This window comes from Pantoea sp. MBD-2R (assembly GCF_039134845.1).
In the GTDB taxonomy this organism is placed as follows: Bacteria; Pseudomonadota; Gammaproteobacteria; order Enterobacterales; family Enterobacteriaceae; genus Erwinia.
The window spans coordinates 3,106,136-3,121,095 of sequence record NZ_CP152417.1; the positions used below are offsets into that span (position 1 = coordinate 3,106,136).

Annotated in this window: 14 protein-coding genes; 9 read left to right on the forward strand and 5 right to left on the reverse strand. The window is 51.5% G+C overall.

Annotated elements, in window-relative coordinates; translation table 11 throughout:
* Positions 1-6 precede the first annotated feature (6 nt).
* From fruK to AAGQ96_RS14370, 3 genes are all read right to left on the reverse strand, one after another.
* The gene (gene fruK / locus AAGQ96_RS14360; RefSeq protein WP_147198876.1) at positions 7-945 is read right to left on the reverse strand and encodes a 1-phosphofructokinase; all 939 of its coding nucleotides are present in this window, start codon (positions 943-945) and stop codon (positions 7-9) included.
* On the reverse strand, positions 942-2,075 hold the full coding sequence (gene fruB / locus AAGQ96_RS14365; RefSeq protein WP_147198877.1) for a fused PTS fructose transporter subunit IIA/HPr protein: 1,134 nt from the start codon (positions 2,073-2,075) through the stop codon (positions 942-944). The genes fruK and fruB overlap by 4 nt, the downstream gene beginning before the upstream one ends.
* A 454-nt stretch (positions 2,076-2,529) precedes the next feature.
* A complete protein-coding gene (locus AAGQ96_RS14370; RefSeq protein WP_147198878.1) occupies positions 2,530-2,784 on the reverse strand; it encodes a YkgJ family cysteine cluster protein in 255 nt (84 codons plus the stop codon).
* Positions 2,785-2,969: 185 nt separating this feature from the next.
* Here AAGQ96_RS14370 and yeiP point away from each other — a divergent pair, with 185 nt between their 5' ends.
* Positions 2,970-3,542 (forward strand): elongation factor P-like protein YeiP, encoded by a 573-nt coding sequence (yeiP, locus tag AAGQ96_RS14375; protein ID WP_147198879.1) that lies wholly within the window; start codon positions 2,970-2,972, stop codon positions 3,540-3,542.
* A 68-nt stretch (positions 3,543-3,610) separates the two neighbouring features.
* On the opposite strand, the gene AAGQ96_RS14380 is transcribed toward yeiP, so the two are convergent.
* A complete protein-coding gene (locus AAGQ96_RS14380; protein ID WP_342753890.1) occupies positions 3,611-3,916 on the reverse strand; it encodes a hypothetical protein in 306 nt (101 codons plus the stop codon).
* 122 nt (positions 3,917-4,038) lie between these two features.
* On the opposite strand from AAGQ96_RS14380, the gene AAGQ96_RS14385 reads away from it, so the two are divergent.
* From AAGQ96_RS14385 to yejF, 8 genes are all read left to right on the forward strand, one after another.
* On the forward strand, positions 4,039-5,019 hold the full coding sequence (locus AAGQ96_RS14385) for a GTP-binding protein (RefSeq protein ID WP_342753891.1): 981 nt from the start codon (positions 4,039-4,041) through the stop codon (positions 5,017-5,019).
* A 40-nt stretch (positions 5,020-5,059) separates the two neighbouring features.
* On the forward strand, positions 5,060-5,767 hold the full coding sequence (locus AAGQ96_RS14390; RefSeq protein ID WP_147198882.1) for a phosphatase PAP2 family protein: 708 nt from the start codon (positions 5,060-5,062) through the stop codon (positions 5,765-5,767).
* Positions 5,768-6,282: 515 nt separating this feature from the next.
* Positions 6,283-6,858: a bifunctional murein DD-endopeptidase/murein LD-carboxypeptidase gene (mepS, locus tag AAGQ96_RS14395; protein ID WP_147198883.1), complete on the forward strand. Its 576-nt coding sequence runs from the start codon at positions 6,283-6,285 to the stop codon at positions 6,856-6,858.
* A gap of 254 nt (positions 6,859-7,112) precedes the next feature.
* A complete protein-coding gene (locus AAGQ96_RS14400) occupies positions 7,113-8,717 on the forward strand; it encodes a cyclic di-GMP phosphodiesterase (RefSeq protein WP_342753892.1) in 1,605 nt (534 codons plus the stop codon).
* Between the two features lie 95 nt (positions 8,718-8,812).
* Entirely contained in the window at positions 8,813-10,621 is a 1,809-nt protein-coding gene (locus AAGQ96_RS14405; protein ID WP_342753893.1) for an extracellular solute-binding protein, read from the forward strand.
* Positions 10,622-10,632: 11 nt separating this feature from the next.
* Positions 10,633-11,727, forward strand: coding sequence for a microcin C ABC transporter permease YejB (locus tag AAGQ96_RS14410; RefSeq protein ID WP_147198886.1), 1,095 nt, complete (start codon positions 10,633-10,635; stop codon positions 11,725-11,727).
* Positions 11,724-12,749: a microcin C ABC transporter permease gene (locus AAGQ96_RS14415; protein ID WP_147198887.1), complete on the forward strand. Its 1,026-nt coding sequence runs from the start codon at positions 11,724-11,726 to the stop codon at positions 12,747-12,749. Before AAGQ96_RS14410 ends, AAGQ96_RS14415 begins: the two co-directional genes overlap by 4 nt.
* Positions 12,749-14,332 (forward strand): microcin C ABC transporter ATP-binding protein YejF, encoded by a 1,584-nt coding sequence (gene yejF / locus AAGQ96_RS14420; protein ID WP_342753894.1) that lies wholly within the window; start codon positions 12,749-12,751, stop codon positions 14,330-14,332. The genes AAGQ96_RS14415 and yejF overlap by 1 nt, the downstream gene beginning before the upstream one ends.
* Positions 14,333-14,355: 23 nt before the next feature.
* Here yejF and AAGQ96_RS14425 read toward each other — a convergent pair whose 3' ends face one another.
* Positions 14,356-14,697 (reverse strand): YejG family protein, encoded by a 342-nt coding sequence (locus AAGQ96_RS14425; RefSeq protein ID WP_147198889.1) that lies wholly within the window; start codon positions 14,695-14,697, stop codon positions 14,356-14,358.
* Positions 14,698-14,960 lie beyond the last annotated feature (263 nt).

Below are 14,960 nucleotides of genomic sequence, written 5' to 3' on the forward strand. Positions count from 1 at the left end.
CTGCTGTCAGTTAAAAGGTTTCAGGTCGACACGCGCCATCATCGCGGCCAACTGGGTACGATCGCTCACGCCTACGTTGCTCTGGCTAACGGCTAATGCCGCTACTGCCGTGGCAAGACGCAGCGTGTGCTCGCTGGATTCACGCATCAGCAGGCCGTAAATCAGGCCGCCGACCATAGAATCTCCTGCACCCACGGTGCTCACCACTTCACAAGCTGGTGGTTTGGCGATCCATTCGCCTGACGCATTGACCCACAGCGCCCCTTCGGCACCAAGAGAGATCACAACGTGTGCAATGCCCTGCTCGCGTAACGCATGCGCGGCAGTAATGACATCCTGTAGCGTCGGCAGCTTACGACCCGCCCAGATCTCCAGCTCGCGACGATTGGGTTTTACCAGCCATGGCGCGGCCTTAAGACCGGCCACCAGCGCTTCGCGGCTGCTGTCGAAAATGATGCACGGGCAGTGGGTGCGCAATGCACTCATCCACTCGGTGAACGCATCGGGATCGACGCCTGACGGTAAGCTTCCGCTAACGCAAACCATATCGAACTGGCCCAGCCAGGTCAGTGAATCCGTGGTAAAGCGCTCCCAGTCCTGGCCGGTAACTTCAAAACCGGAGAAATTCAGATCGGTAACTTCGCCATCTTTTTCAGTAAGCTTAACGTTGATACGGGTGCGCCCTTCTACCACCTGAAAGCGATTGGCAATGCCCAGCTCGCTAAACAGATGCTGAAAGCCATCCTGGTTTTCTTTACCGAGGAAACCGCCAACGGTAACGTCAATCCCCAGGTCTTTTAATACTTTCGCGACGTTGATGCCTTTACCGGCCGCATGCAGCCCGGTAGTTTTCACCAGGTTCACTTCGCCACGCTCAACTTCCGGCGTATAACCGACCAGGTCATAAGCAGGATTGAGGGTAATTGTTGCTACACGTCTGCTCATGATGCGCCCTCGCCCAGACCGGCTGCGATCGCTTCACCAACCGCATCCAGTGCGGCTCGTGCATCTTCACCGCTGGCGGTAAAGCGCAGGCGGTGGCCTTTTTTCACGCCCAGCGCCACAACCTTCATCAGGCTGCGCCCGTTGGCAGGTTTACCGCTGCCGTCCAGATTCGTTACGGTCATATCGCAGTTATACTGTTTGATCACGCTGACCAGAGCGGTGCCCGGACGAGCGTGCAGACCATGTTCGTTACGAATGGTGAACTCTTCGGTCAGCACATCTGCCTGCTCTGAGACTTCACTGGTCAATAATGCCAGCACGCCAGCGGCATCAGCGCTCAGCAGACGTTCGGCTTTCTGCTTAATCAGCAGGTCGCTGAGGTAGTTCAGCACGTCCAGCGGCCGATCGTCTGCAACGGCGACCGTAACCAGTAACGCGGCCTTTTCGCCCGCTACGTCAAAAGGCGCTGCGGCGCGACTGACCGCAACGGCGCTGGTCAGGTTGCCTTCGGTGCTGTCGCTCAGCCAGATGCCCTGCCCCAGGTTCAGCGGCTGAGAAGCGATAACGCGGCTGACAAAGGTACTGTCTACTGCGCCAGCCTGTTGCAGGCGGCCCGCGTTCAGCGCCTGTAACGTCATCAGATCGCCCGTGGCCACATCAAGGGTAATCAGCGAGGTGTCGAATTTGAACTCTTTGCCCTGTTTTTCGCCCATCAGCAGGCTGCGCAGCGTCTCGGCCGAGTCAGTGGTTTTCAGCTCTTCCGCCACGCTGTCATCACTCAGCACGTGAGTAAGCTGACGCAGCAAGGCCAGATGTTCGTCCGATTTGGCGGCGATACCGATGACCACATAGGCAGTTTGATCTTCGCCCCAGGCGATACCCTGCGGAAACTGATAAACCTGCACGCCGGTTTTCAACACCAGATCGCGCGTATCGGTCGTACCATGTGGGATAGCAATGCCGTTGCCCAGGTAGGTTGAGGTCTGCTGCTCTCGGGCAAGCATGCCGTTGACATACCCTTCTCCAACGTTGCCCGCAGAGGTCAACGCGGCCGCAACCTGGCGAATAGCTTCTTCTTTACTCCCGGCCGTGGCGCCGGGATGAATGGCGGTCAGTTCAAGCTGGAACATAGTTCTCCTCGCTGCTTCGTTTGAATCGTTTCAGCTAATTTTCGCGAAAAAAGGTTATCCCTGAGGTAACAAGCTGTTCAAACAACGCTGAAACGTTTCAATGAGTTTGGTCCTGAAGCCCATATGGTTGCAAGTTTTACCGTTAACGGCGTAGCAGATTTTTGAAGCCACGCACACTTCGACGGCGCATTTCAGAAAATAGCTGGCTTCCCGCTTCGTTTACTGACAATCTGATGGCACCTTACGCTTTTCTTTATCCCCGTTCAGCACCCGCCTTCCAGAATCGACAAAGCAGCCCAAACTCACGTTCAGTACCATGATTTTAAAGAAGATTATATTTTCAGTCTTTACCAAAAACCTGACATTCAGTGCCGGTATTTTTTCGACGGACACCGCGTTATAAAGCGTTAATCAGCAGGCGTCAGCTTTCAGAAAACAGAAGGACACAGAGGGATCAGGGTGCGGTTTGTCTTTCCAGCTCAAGCAGCCAGATCATCGCTTCGCTGCGGTTACTGCGACACATTTCCGCATCAGGCTTTAAGCCTGCACAGACAGCCGGCCGAAGAGGTGAAGCAAAAATTTTACAGCGCTGCTGGTCGTCCAGCTGAATACAGGGCGTATTTGCCGGTTTACCGTCAGGCATGCCAGGAATGGGAGTTGAGATAGAAGGCGCAGTGCAGCAAGCACCACATAATGAACGGCACTGCATTTTGGATTCACCTGAACTGAAAACGCGACAATAGCAGCCGCCTGAAAGAAATACTATTCTTTCCTGATAGCCCACAAATAGCGCTGGCAGGCTCGCTTTTGCGTCCTTCAGCACTTGCCTCAATCGGTGAGCAAGAGTAATTTGTCGCGAGAATTTTCACTGCCCCTTTCTATTGGAAAATCAGAATGCCAAGAGCTAACGAAATAAAAAAAGGTATGGCCGTAAATTATAACGGTAAACTGCTGTTAGTAAAAGATATTGACGTACAAAGCCCCAGCGCTCGCGGTGCGTCCACGCTCTATAAGATGCGCTTTACTGATATCCGCACCGGCCTTAAAGTCGAAGAACGTTTTAAAGGCGACGACATTATTGAGGCGATCTCGCTGAGCCGCCGTCAGGTAACGTTCTCTTATATCGATGGCGATGAATATGTCTTTATGGATGACGAAGACTATACCCCTTACGTGTTTAAAAAAGAGCAGATTGAAGAAGAACTGCTGTTTATTCCTGAAGGGGGAATTCCGGGCATTCAGGTGCTGACAATGGATGGTCAGATTCTTGCGCTGGAACTGCCGCAAACGCTGGATATGGAAATTGTGGAAACCACGCCGGGTATTAAAGGGGCTTCTGCCAGCGCCAGAACCAAGCCTGCGACGATGAGCACCGGTCTGGTTATTCAGGTGCCCGAGTATCTGAGCAGCGGCGACAAAATCCGCATCCATATTCCTGAACGCCGCTACATGGGCCGTTCTGAATAACCTGCCTTTCTGAAACGGCGTATGCAGGCTGCATCGCCGCTTTTGTTATGTTATAACAACTCAAGCGGTTACTGATAGGTTACCGTCATAATGCCCTGCTGATGCGCATCGTCCAGCCAACGAACCTCCGTACTGGCAAATTCCGGCACTGCTGTCTCGCGCTTATTAAGTGAAAGACGTGAAAGCTGGTATTGACCGTCGCGGTAACAGGTTGCGTTCACCTGATCTTGTTCTGAAGAGAGTTCACAGCTGTTTGTCACCAACGCGCCGCGGAAATAGATCGTACCTGAAGTGGCAGACGAATCCGCTGCCAGAGCATTGCTCATCCATGAGGCGAAAAGCAGGGCAGCAAGCGTAGCCTGTTTGCTAATCATAAAACACCTCATTTTTAACTAAAAGATCACCCAGTATACACAAAAAATAAACATTTAATAACCAAATCGCATAATTTGCAAAATATCCTTATCATCAGCCTTAACGTTATTAAGGAGTCACTATGACCCGGGTAAACCTGATTACCGGCTTTTTGGGCAGCGGGAAAACGACGACGCTGCTTCATTTATTGGCGAATAAGCCCGAGGGTGAAAAATGGGCTGTATTGGTCAATGAGTTTGGTGAAATAGGGATTGATGGCGCGTTGCTGGCCGAAAGCGGAGCTGTACTGAAAGAGATCCCCGGCGGCTGCATGTGCTGTGTTAACGGACTTCCGATGCAGGTCGGCCTGAATATGTTATTAAAGCAGGCTAAACCAGACCGGCTGCTGATTGAACCCACCGGCCTTGGGCATCCAAAACAAATTCTGGATATGCTCTCTTCACCGGTTTATCAGCCCTGGCTAACGCTGAATGCTTCCTTATGCCTGCTCGATCCTCGCCAGCTTAATGAGACCCGCATTCGGGAAAACGAGAACTTTCGCGATCAGCTGGCCGCAGCTGACTTCATTATTGCGAATAAAGAAGACCGCTGGGACAATAGCGCGCGTATGGCGCTGCAACAGTGGCAGACTCAGGACGCCTTATCCCGGCCCGTGGTCGTCGCCCGCTTTGGTCAGATTGCTCAGGAACTGTTGGATCAACCGCGGAAAAACGTCACGAAACTGCCGCAAAGCCCTCATCATCATTTGCACCCCGAGTCGCAGCTTTCCAAACTCGCCCTTACCTCTGCTTCGCGCTGGCGTCGTTCGATGAATCAGGGTCAAGGCTACTATTCCTGTGGCTGGATATTTGATGCCGAAACCTGCTTTGACACTATCGGGCTGCTGGAGTGGGTTCGTCTTGCGCCGGTAACGCGGATCAAAGGTGTTATGCGCACTCAGGAAGGCTTAGTCAGTGTGAACCGTCAGGGGCAAGATTTTAACATTGAGACTCGACAGGCGACGCCGCCAGACAGCCGTATCGAAATTATTCACGAAGAAGAGGCAGACTGGAACCTGCTTCAGGCATCTTTGTTGAAACTTCGTTTAACTTTGCAGGTATAATCTCCGCCGTCACGATTTCTTAAACTGTATTTAACATACAATGAATACTAAACGCTTAATGAGTATCCTGGTACTGAACGTACTGGGACTGGCGCTGTTTTTTTCCTGGTACCTGCCAGAAAACCATGGTTTCTGGTTTACCGTCGATAAAACGATTTTTTACTGGTTTAACGAACGGCTGGTCACGAACAAGGCGCTGCTATGGCTGGTTGCTATTACCAATTTTCGCCCTTTTGACGGTGTTTCACTGCTGGCGATGGGCGGCCTGTATTACAGTTTCTGGCGGCGAGAAACGCCACAGGGACGGCGACGCCTGTTCGCTATTGGCATTGCAATGCTGCTGAGTGCCGTAGTGCTTAATCAGCTGGGACATTTAATTCCGGTCTCTCACGTCAGCCCGACGAAATTTTTCCCGGATGTGAATCACGTCACAAAGCTGACCGGTATTCCCACCAAGGATGCCTCTTCCGACAGCTTCCCGGGCGACCACGGCATGATGCTAATGGTCTTTGCCTGTTTTATGCTGCGTTATTTTGGCCGGGGTGCTTTTTTAATCGCCGTCGCTATCGTGCTGGTATTTGCCACGCCGCGTATCATGATTGGCGCGCACTGGTTTACCGATGTGATGGTGGGTTCACTTTCCATTGTGCTGGTGGGACTGAGCTGGTGGTTAATTACGCCAGGCAGCGATATGTTGGTCAATGCATTATATCGTTATCTGCCAGGAAAATATAAGCCAGCTAAGTAATTTCCCTGATTACGTTAAAAGAATACCCGGGCAATGCAAAGTTCCTGATGCTTTCATTGCCCTTTTTTTTTAATTCGTATTCCGGTTAGTCGCTAACTAAAAGGTTTGGTTATGTTTGACAGCCAGCGGAATCTGCTGAACTTTGACGCTCCGCAATAAGATTAATCTGAGGGCGTGATTAACTGCCGGATTTTCAGCCTTTTTTACCTTTTTTTACTCATGTTTTTAGGGCGTTTGCCGATAAAGTGGCCATGTTACGACCTCACTGTTTCTTATCATAAAAAGCGATAAAAAAGTCGCTAAAACCCCTCGCCATGGGGCTGTTAATCGGGTAATCTCATTTTCGATTAGGCCAACCAGTAAGATATTTCCGCCATTTACACTTTTTATCGTGATCGCTGATGCGTTTTACGTTTTCAGGAATGGTCTTACCCTGTAGCGCTAATTAATCTCGTTCTGTTTCGCAATTTAGCTAGCGACTTTGTCGTTAAGGACTTCAAGGGATCACAAACATAATGGTCAAGTCTCAACCGATTCTGAGATATATTTGGCGGGTATTACCCGCAGTGGCGCTAGCCACTCTGCTTTCAGCCTGTAGCTCGACGAATACCAACAACAATGCACAAACTGATACTCATGCAGTTAAAGGCCAAAACGGTTTTTTACTGCAAGCGTCTCAGGATGAATTCGAACAGATGGTCCAGAACGTGGATATCAAATCCCGTCTGATGGATCAGTATTCGGACTGGAAAGGCGTTCGCTACCGCATGGGCGGTACCAGTAAACGCGGCATTGACTGCTCTGCCTTTGTTCAGACCACCTTCCGCGAGCAGTTTGGTCTGGATTTACCCCGTTCGACTTACGAACAGGAAGATACGGGAAAAAGTATTCAGCGTGGCAAGTTACGACCGGGTGATTTAGTGCTGTTCCGTTCAGGCTCTACCGGGCGCCATGTCGGAATTTATCTTGGCAACGATAACTTCGTTCATGCCTCTACCAGTAGCGGCGTAATGATTTCGAATCTGAACGAAGCTTACTGGAAAAATCGCTATCGCGATGCGCGTCGGGTACTAAGCCGAACGCAAAGCTGACTTTCCCTTGAGTCTGCGAAAAACGAGATAAGAAACGCTGCTTCCGCAGCGTTTTTTTTTGCGCCTGTTTAGCGCAGCAATGGGCGCCGCCATCAGGTTTGATTTCTTGAAAGAAAACAGTAAAAAATCTATCCATATCATAATAATATGAAGACAAAAGACGCTTTACCGGTATATCCTGCCGATCTGAAAACTGGAGCACTGTTGGGCAGGACAGCGCAGAAAAAAAACGGCACTCACGGGAGACACACCCAATGCCACTTTCAACCACTCTCACGCGCCATGCCCTCAACCGGCGCAGGATTGTTTATCTAAGTGCAACAGTAGGTCTGCTTTTTCTTCTGCTGTTTACCCTCACCGCCTGGGTTTTTGTCTGGCACCGACGTGCGGAAAGTCATGACAAACTGGCCCAGAATACCCAGCAGTATGTTTTAAACCTTTTTGACGAACTGCAAAAAAATCTCTTCCCGTTGCAGGGAATGACGCGTTTTAGCTGCGCCAGTATACGCAATGAGCTGACTCAGCGTGCCGCATTCACGACCAATATCCGTAATATCTTATTGGTGAGTGATAATCATGTTTATTGTTCTTCCGCGTCGGCTGAAGGTGGCCTGGAGACGACAGCGCTATTCGCTGAACTTGATACCCGCAAATCCATTGATATCAAATTGGCCTCCATTACGACCGCGGGAACTAACAAACCGGCGATCTTAATGTGGCTGGCAAACAAGCAGACGCCCGGCAGCGGTATCATTGTTACGCTAAACATTAATTTAACCCCCTGGCTACTGTTTACTGCCCGGCAGCAGGAAATCAGCGGAATGGCGATTATCACCGGTGATAAAGCGCTGACCAGCTGGGAACAGCGTGTTGTTGAGCTTGCCACGCTGCCGGACCCGCCTCTACGCACAATTACACTGCCACATTACCCGTTAAGCATGCAGCTTTATGGCGAAGAGATACCCGTACAGGATATTAATGTGCTGCTGTTAGCCGGTCTGCTATTAGGATTATTTAGCGGCGGCGGCTGTTATCTGCTGCTGATGTTGCGAATACAGCCCGGTAAAGAAATTTTGCTGGGGATCAGACGCGGCGAGTTTCACGTGCAATACCAGCCGGTTATCGAAGCGGCAACCGGTAAAGTTTATGCGCTTGAAGCCCTGATGCGCTGGACGCATCCGACTGAAGGCCCGATTCCCCCAGATACGTTTATTCGCTACGCGGAATATAAAAAACTGATTGTTCCGCTGACCCGCCACCTCTTTGAGTTGGTGGCGCGAGATTGCGAAACCTTATGCCAGACGGTGCCTGCGGGAACCGGGCTAAACCTCAATATTTCACCTGCTCATCTTACCGATCCCGAATTTTACCAGGATGTGACACGGTGGCTGGAAGGGATGCCGCAAGGGCATTTTCGCTACGTTTTTGAAATAACCGAGCGAGCGATGGTCGAGGAAAATACGGCCTTTACCATTTTTAACTGGCTGCACAATAACAATATCAGCATTGCCATAGATGATTTTGGAACAGGCCATAGCGCTTTGATTTATCTGGAAAAATACAATTTTGATTATTTAAAAATCGACCGTGGTTTTGTGCAAAATATTGCTCGTGAAACCTTGTCTTCGCCGGTACTGGACGCCGTGCTGACGCTGGCAAAGAAACTGGATCTGCATACCGTGGCCGAAGGCGTGGAAACAAGCGAACAGGCGCGCTGGCTGACGGATCGCGGTGTTCACCATATGCAGGGTTTTCTTTTTAGCCGCCCTTGTACCGTTTCGCAGCTGATTGATTATTTCGGCCGTGACAGCAAGTTGCCGCCGCTTGCCGGAAAAGAGATCGCCACTGATAATGTCTGAAAGCGTAAATACCTGTCTTAGCGCATTGCTCCATCCTTTATCTGACTGTTAGTCTGGTTATAATTGCGTTTTTTCCCTGGGAGCCTGATAACGCCATGATACTGCGCTGGTTTGCTTTGATTGTGTTCAGCCTGACTATTCAGGCAGCGCAGGCTGAGAAAATTAATGAGAGTTATGCTTTTGCCCAGTTGGGCGAGCCTAAATACGCCACTGATTTCAGCCACTATGACTATGCGAATCCCGCTGCGCCAAAAGGTGGGAGTATTACGCTTTCTGCTATTGGTACCTACGACAATTTTAACCGCTTCTCTTCGCGTGGTAACCCCGGCGTAGGCACAGATACGCTTTATGATAGCCTGTTTGTTAATTCCGAAGATGAAGTCGGCAGTTACTATCCCTTAATCGCAGAGTTTGCCCGCTACCCGGACAGTTACCGCTGGGTGGAAGTGACGCTAAACCCACAGGCACGTTTTCAGGACGGCTCGCCGATTACGGCTGAAGATGTGGCGTTTACTTTTTCTAAGTTCATGACCGAGGGCGTTCCACAATTTCGGGTATTTTATAAAGGCGTCACCGCCAGGGCTATTTCGCGACTCACCGTGCGGTTTGAGCAACCTGCATCCGATCGCGACAAAATGCTCTCACTATTAAGCCTGCCCGTTTTTCCTGAAAAATTCTGGAAAAACCATAACCTGGGCGAGCCGCTCCCTTCCCCGCCCCCTGCCAGCGGTCCGTGGCGCATCACCCGTTATAAAGTTGGTCAGTCTATTACCTATTCGCGTGTAAAAGATTACTGGGCCGCTAATTTGCCCGTCAATAAAGGGCGTTTTAACTTCGATACCCTGCGCTATGACTATTATCTGGATGACAACGTTGCTTTCGAAGCCTTCAAAGCGGGTGCGTTTGATTTTCGTTCTGAGAGCTCAGCTAAAAAATGGGCGACGCAGTATCAGGGACAGAATTTTGATAAAGGCTTTATCGTGCAGGATGAGAAGCCAAATACCGTCACAACAGCCAGCAGCTGGCTGGCCTTTAACGTGCAGAAACCCCAGTTTAGCGATCGCCGCATACGTGAAGCGATATCGTTGGTATTCGATTTTGAGTGGATGAATAAAGCATTATTTTACGGTGCTTATAAACGGACCGGCAGTTATTTCCAGAACACAGAATATGCGGCGACTGGCTATCCTGAAGCTAAAGAGCTGGAGATTCTCGCGCCCTTCAAGGGAAAAATTCCGGATGAGGTTTTCTCGCAAATCTATCGTCCTTCTCATACCGACGGTAGCGGTTACGACCGAACGCATCTTCTGAACGCCCTGAATTTATTAAAACAGGCGGGTTGGGAGTTGAAAAATCAGCAGCTGGTTAATGTGAAAACAGGCGCCGCTTTCAACTTCGAATTAATGATGCGAAGCGGGGGGAACGATCAGTGGGTACTGCCTTTCCAACACAATCTTGCCCGACTGGGGATCAAACTGAATATCCGTCAGGTCGACAGTTCACAGTATCTGGCACGGCTGCGCAAAAGCGATTTTGATATGGTGGTATCGCCCTATCCGGCGATGCCGTTCCCCGATAGCAACCTGCAAATTTACTGGGCAACGGCCTATATTAATTCCAGCTATAACCGCCCACATGTATCGAATCCGGTTATCGACGAGCTGGTTAATCAAATTAATCAGCATCAGGGCGATCAAAAGGCCTTGCTGCCGCTGGGCCGCGCGCTGGACCGGGTACTGCTGTGGAACTATTACATGATCCCAATGTGGTACAACGCCAACGATCGCTACGCTTACTGGAACAAATTCTCCATGCCAACCACGCGTCCAACCTATTCTCTGGGCTTCGACAGCTGGTGGTATGATGTTAACAAAGCCGCGCAGCTGCCGGCCCAACGTCGTTAAAGGGGGCAACTTTGGGCGCTTATCTGCTACGCCGACTTTTGTTAGTGATCCCCACTCTGTGGGCGATTATTACCATCAACTTTTTTATCGTTCAGATTGCGCCGGGCGGCCCGGTCGATCAGGCATTAGCGAATATCGAATTTGGTCAGTCCACCGGCATGCCGGGTTCGGGCGGCGCACCGCAAACGCAGGGGCGCAGCCAGCTGAATGCACAACCCGGCGATAATCAGTATCGTGGCTCGCGAGGGCTGGATCCGGAAGTCGTAGCCGAAATCACTAAACGCTACGGCTTTGACAAACCGCTTTATGAGCGCTATTTCACCATGCTGTGGAACTATGTTCGTTTCGATTTTGGCGACAGCCTGTTCCGCAGCAGCTCGGTGATCCAGCTGATAAAAGAGAGCCTGCCGGTTTCGGTCTCGCTCGGTCTGTGGAGTACGCTGATTATTTATCTGGTGTCGATTCCGCTAGGCATTAAGAAAGCGGTCAAAAACGGCAGCGCTTTTGATATCTGGAGCAGCTCAATCATCATTGTTGGTTACGCTATTCCTTCTTTCCTGTTCGGGACAATGCTGATTGTACTGTTTGCTGGCGGCAGCTATCTCGACTGGTTCCCGTTACGCGGGCTGGTTTCCGCCCAGTTTGATTCTCTGCCGTGGTACGACAAAATTACGGATTACCTGTGGCATATCACTTTACCGGTCACGGCCACGGTGATAGGCGGCTTCGCTACGCTGACGATGTTGACCAAAAACTCTTTTCTGGACGAGATCCGCAAACAGTATGTTGTCACCGCACGGGCTAAAGGGCTGGATGAGAAAAAAATTCTTTACCGTCACGTTTTCCGTAACGCCATGCTGCTGGTGATAGCCGGCTTCCCGGCCACCTTTATCAGTATGTTTTTCACCGGTTCACTGCTGATTGAAGTGATGTTCTCGCTGAACGGCCTGGGCCTGTTAGGCTATGACGCCACAATTCAGCGCGATTATCCGGTGATGTTTGGCACGCTGTATATTTTTACCCTGATCGGCCTGCTGCTGAATATTCTCAGCGATATCACCTATACGCTGGTCGATCCGCGCATTGATTTTGAGGGACGCCAATGAGCCGATTAAGCCCCGTTAATCAGGCCCGCTGGGCAAGATTTCGCCGTAACCGCCGTGGTTACTGGTCGCTGTGGATTTTTGTCGTGCTGTTTGTGCTTTGTCTGGCTTCCGAGCTACTGGCCAACGACAAGCCGTTGCTGGTGCACTACAACGATCGCTTCTATTTTCCGCTGGTTGTGAACTACAGTGAAACAGATTTTGGCGGAGAGTTAGCCACCGCCGCCGATTATCAGGATCCGTGGCTAAAATCGCGTCTCGATCGGCAAGGCTGGGCTGTCTGGGCACCGATTCGCTTCGGCGATGGCACGCTCAATTTCGCGTCAAACGTCCCCTTCCCTTCTCCACCTTCGGCACAAAACTGGCTGGGCACTGATGCGAATGGCGGTGATGTGCTGGCGCGCATTCTTTACGGCATGCGAATTTCGCTGCTGTTTGGCCTGGTGCTGACGCTGGTTTCCAGCGTAATAGGCGTGGTCGTCGGCGCCTGCCAGGGCTATTACGGCGGGCGCGTGGATTTATGGGGCCAGCGCTTTATCGAGGTCTGGTCCGGCATGCCGACGCTGTTTCTGATCATCCTGCTTTCCAGCGTGGTGCAGCCAGGCTTCTGGTGGCTGCTGGTGATTACCGTGCTGTTTGGCTGGATGCAGCTGGTTGGCGTCGTGCGTGCTGAATTTCTGCGAACCCGTAATTTTGATTATATCCGCGCGGCTCAGGCGCTTGGCGTTGGCGATCGCACTATTATGCTGCGCCATATGCTGCCCAACGCAATGGTCGCCACGCTTACCTATCTGCCTTTTATTTTGTGCGGTTCAATCACCACGCTAACCTCGCTTGATTTTCTGGGCTTTGGCTTACCGCTCGGTTCCCCCTCGCTTGGCGAACTGCTGTTACAGGGGAAAAATAACCTACAGGCACCGTGGCTGGGGATTACCGCCTTTTTCTCTCTGGCGATCCTGCTGTCGCTGCTTATATTTATCGGCGAGGCGGTTCGCGACGCCTTCGATCCCAGTAAGGTGCACTAATGTCGCTGCTCTCTGTCAAAAATTTAAGCATCGCCTTCCGTCAGGCGGGTATCGATCGCCTGGTGGTGGACAATCTTTCGCTGTCCGTCGAGGCGGGCGAAACGCTGGCGCTGGTCGGCGAGTCCGGCTCTGGCAAAAGCGTTACCGCACTGTCCCTGATGCGCCTGTTGCCTGGGCCGCCAGCCATTTATCCTCAGGGCGAGATCCTGTTCGACGGCCAGGACGTGCTGAAAGCCGATGAACGAACGTTGCGTGGCCTGCGCGGCAACCAGATGGCGATGATTTTTCAGGAACCGATGGTGTCGCTCAATCCGCTGCACAGCATTGAAAAGCAGCTGTACGAGGTGCTTTCACTCCATCGTGGCATGCGCGCGGCGGCGGCCAGGGCAGAAATTTTAAGCTGTCTGGACCGCGTAGGGATCCGTCAGGCTGCAAAACGGCTTGGCGATTTCCCACACCAGCTGTCCGGCGGTGAACGTCAGCGGGTAATGATCGCCATGGCGCTGCTCACGCAGCCTAAGTTATTGATTGCCGATGAGCCTACAACCGCGCTGGACGTCACGGTTCAGGCACAAATTCTTACCCTGCTGAAAGAGCTAAAGCAGGAGATGAATATGGGGCTGCTGTTTATTACCCATAACCTGAACATCGTGCGCCGACTGGCTGATAACGTACTGGTGATGCGCAATGGCCAGCGCGTGGAATATAATTCGACGCATCAGCTCTTTAGCGCGCCTCAGGAGATTTACACCCAAACGCTGCTCAATTCTGAGCCAGAAGGCAAGCCCGACCCCGCTGACACGCAGGCTGCGCCTCTGTTACGTGTTGAGGATCTCAGCGTCGCATTTCCCATCAAAAAAGGGTTTATGAAGCGCGTTGTTGGCCACCATCATGCGTTGAAGTCGCTTAGCTTTGAGCTTCGTCCTGGAGAAAGCCTGGGCCTGGTAGGCGAGTCTGGCTCGGGAAAAAGCACCACCGGGCTGGCTTTGCTGCGCCTGATTGCGTCACAGGGTGAGATCTGGTTTGGTGAACATCCGCTTCATCAGTGGGATCGGCGAAAAATGCTGCCGGTGCGCCGCCAGATGCAGGTTGTGTTTCAGGACCCTAATTCATCGCTGAACCCGCGACTTAACGTGCTGCAAATCATTGCGGAAGGATTACAGGTTCATCAACCTGATTTAACGGCGACACAGCGTGAAGAAAAGGTCATTGCAGCGATGCAGGAAGTCGGTTTGGATCCCGATACGCGCCAGCGCTATCCGGCTGAATTCTCCGGCGGTCAGCGCCAGCGCATTGCCATTGCCCGGGCATTGATCCTTCAGCCGCAGGTGATCGTGCTTGATGAACCCACCTCGTCACTGGATCGTACCGTACAAAAACAGATCCTGGCGCTGCTGAAAAAGCTGCAACAGGATCATCGTCTGGCCTACATTTTTATCAGCCACGATTTACAGGTGGTGCGATCGTTATGTCACCAGGTCGTGGTATTACGGCAGGGAGAAGTGGTGGAACAGGGAGAGTGTGAAACGATTTTTGCCACGCCGAAGGAAGATTATACCCGGCAGTTGATTGCGCTGGCCTGAGCAGCGCTTCCGCCTCACGGAAATCAGGCGGAAGCGTTTTTAAACGGCTCAGCAATCCCGACGCCAAAGTTTTTCAGCCGACAGGTCGTCGCGCATTCATCATGGCGTGCAACGAACAAACACGGTTCCCCTTCCCACTCCACGATAGAGCAATCGAGCTGAATTTCAGCCAGCGCTTCTTTAATGATCTTCATAATATCCCACGCCTGCATGCCCTGATGACTGAGCAGGGTAAGCCCAATCAGGTCATCTTCTGCATCCATACTGCTTAGCAGCAATGGCTCCACGCTGGCACCGATTGTGCCTGCGCCCCAACGATAGCTTTGCGGTAAACGGTGTACCACGGAATGTTGTAACGTATTCACCTGAACTCCCCAGATCGGTATCAGACGCCATCGCCTTTACTGACGATTCTTTTGCTGGTTTTGTTGGGCCAGTGAGTTGACCTGCCAACAATTTTTACCAGAGCATGGCTGTTTTTATGAGAGCTTGCTCTCAATAAAATTATATTTACCGCGTTCGCGGCGGGATAACAACCACTTTTGTTGCATAAAGGTAACTTAACGTCGAGTTATCTTTACATTAATACAACATTATAGCGAATAAAACGGAGAAGCTGAGGAAACCA

Bases quoted from the DNA above. Each gene is read 5' to 3' on its own strand.
- mepS (WP_147198883.1), top strand. From the start codon at position 6,283: ATGGTCAAGTCTCAACCGATTCTGAGATATATTTGGCGGGTATTACCC.
- AAGQ96_RS14380 (WP_342753890.1), bottom strand. From the start codon at position 3,916: ATGATTAGCAAACAGGCTACGCTTGCTGCCCTGCTTTTCGCCTCATGG.
- fruK (WP_147198876.1), bottom strand. From the start codon at position 945: ATGAGCAGACGTGTAGCAACAATTACCCTCAATCCTGCTTATGACCTG.
- AAGQ96_RS14390 (WP_147198882.1), top strand. From the start codon at position 5,060: ATGAATACTAAACGCTTAATGAGTATCCTGGTACTGAACGTACTGGGA.
- yeiP (WP_147198879.1), top strand. From the start codon at position 2,970: ATGCCAAGAGCTAACGAAATAAAAAAAGGTATGGCCGTAAATTATAAC.
- yejF (WP_342753894.1), top strand. From the start codon at position 12,749: ATGTCGCTGCTCTCTGTCAAAAATTTAAGCATCGCCTTCCGTCAGGCG.
- AAGQ96_RS14385 (WP_342753891.1), top strand. From the start codon at position 4,039: ATGACCCGGGTAAACCTGATTACCGGCTTTTTGGGCAGCGGGAAAACG.
- AAGQ96_RS14405 (WP_342753893.1), top strand. From the start codon at position 8,813: ATGATACTGCGCTGGTTTGCTTTGATTGTGTTCAGCCTGACTATTCAG.
- AAGQ96_RS14400 (WP_342753892.1), top strand. From the start codon at position 7,113: ATGCCACTTTCAACCACTCTCACGCGCCATGCCCTCAACCGGCGCAGG.
- fruB (WP_147198877.1), bottom strand. From the start codon at position 2,075: ATGTTCCAGCTTGAACTGACCGCCATTCATCCCGGCGCCACGGCCGGG.
- AAGQ96_RS14370 (WP_147198878.1), bottom strand. From the start codon at position 2,784: ATGCAGTGCCGTTCATTATGTGGTGCTTGCTGCACTGCGCCTTCTATC.
- AAGQ96_RS14415 (WP_147198887.1), top strand. From the start codon at position 11,724: ATGAGCCGATTAAGCCCCGTTAATCAGGCCCGCTGGGCAAGATTTCGC.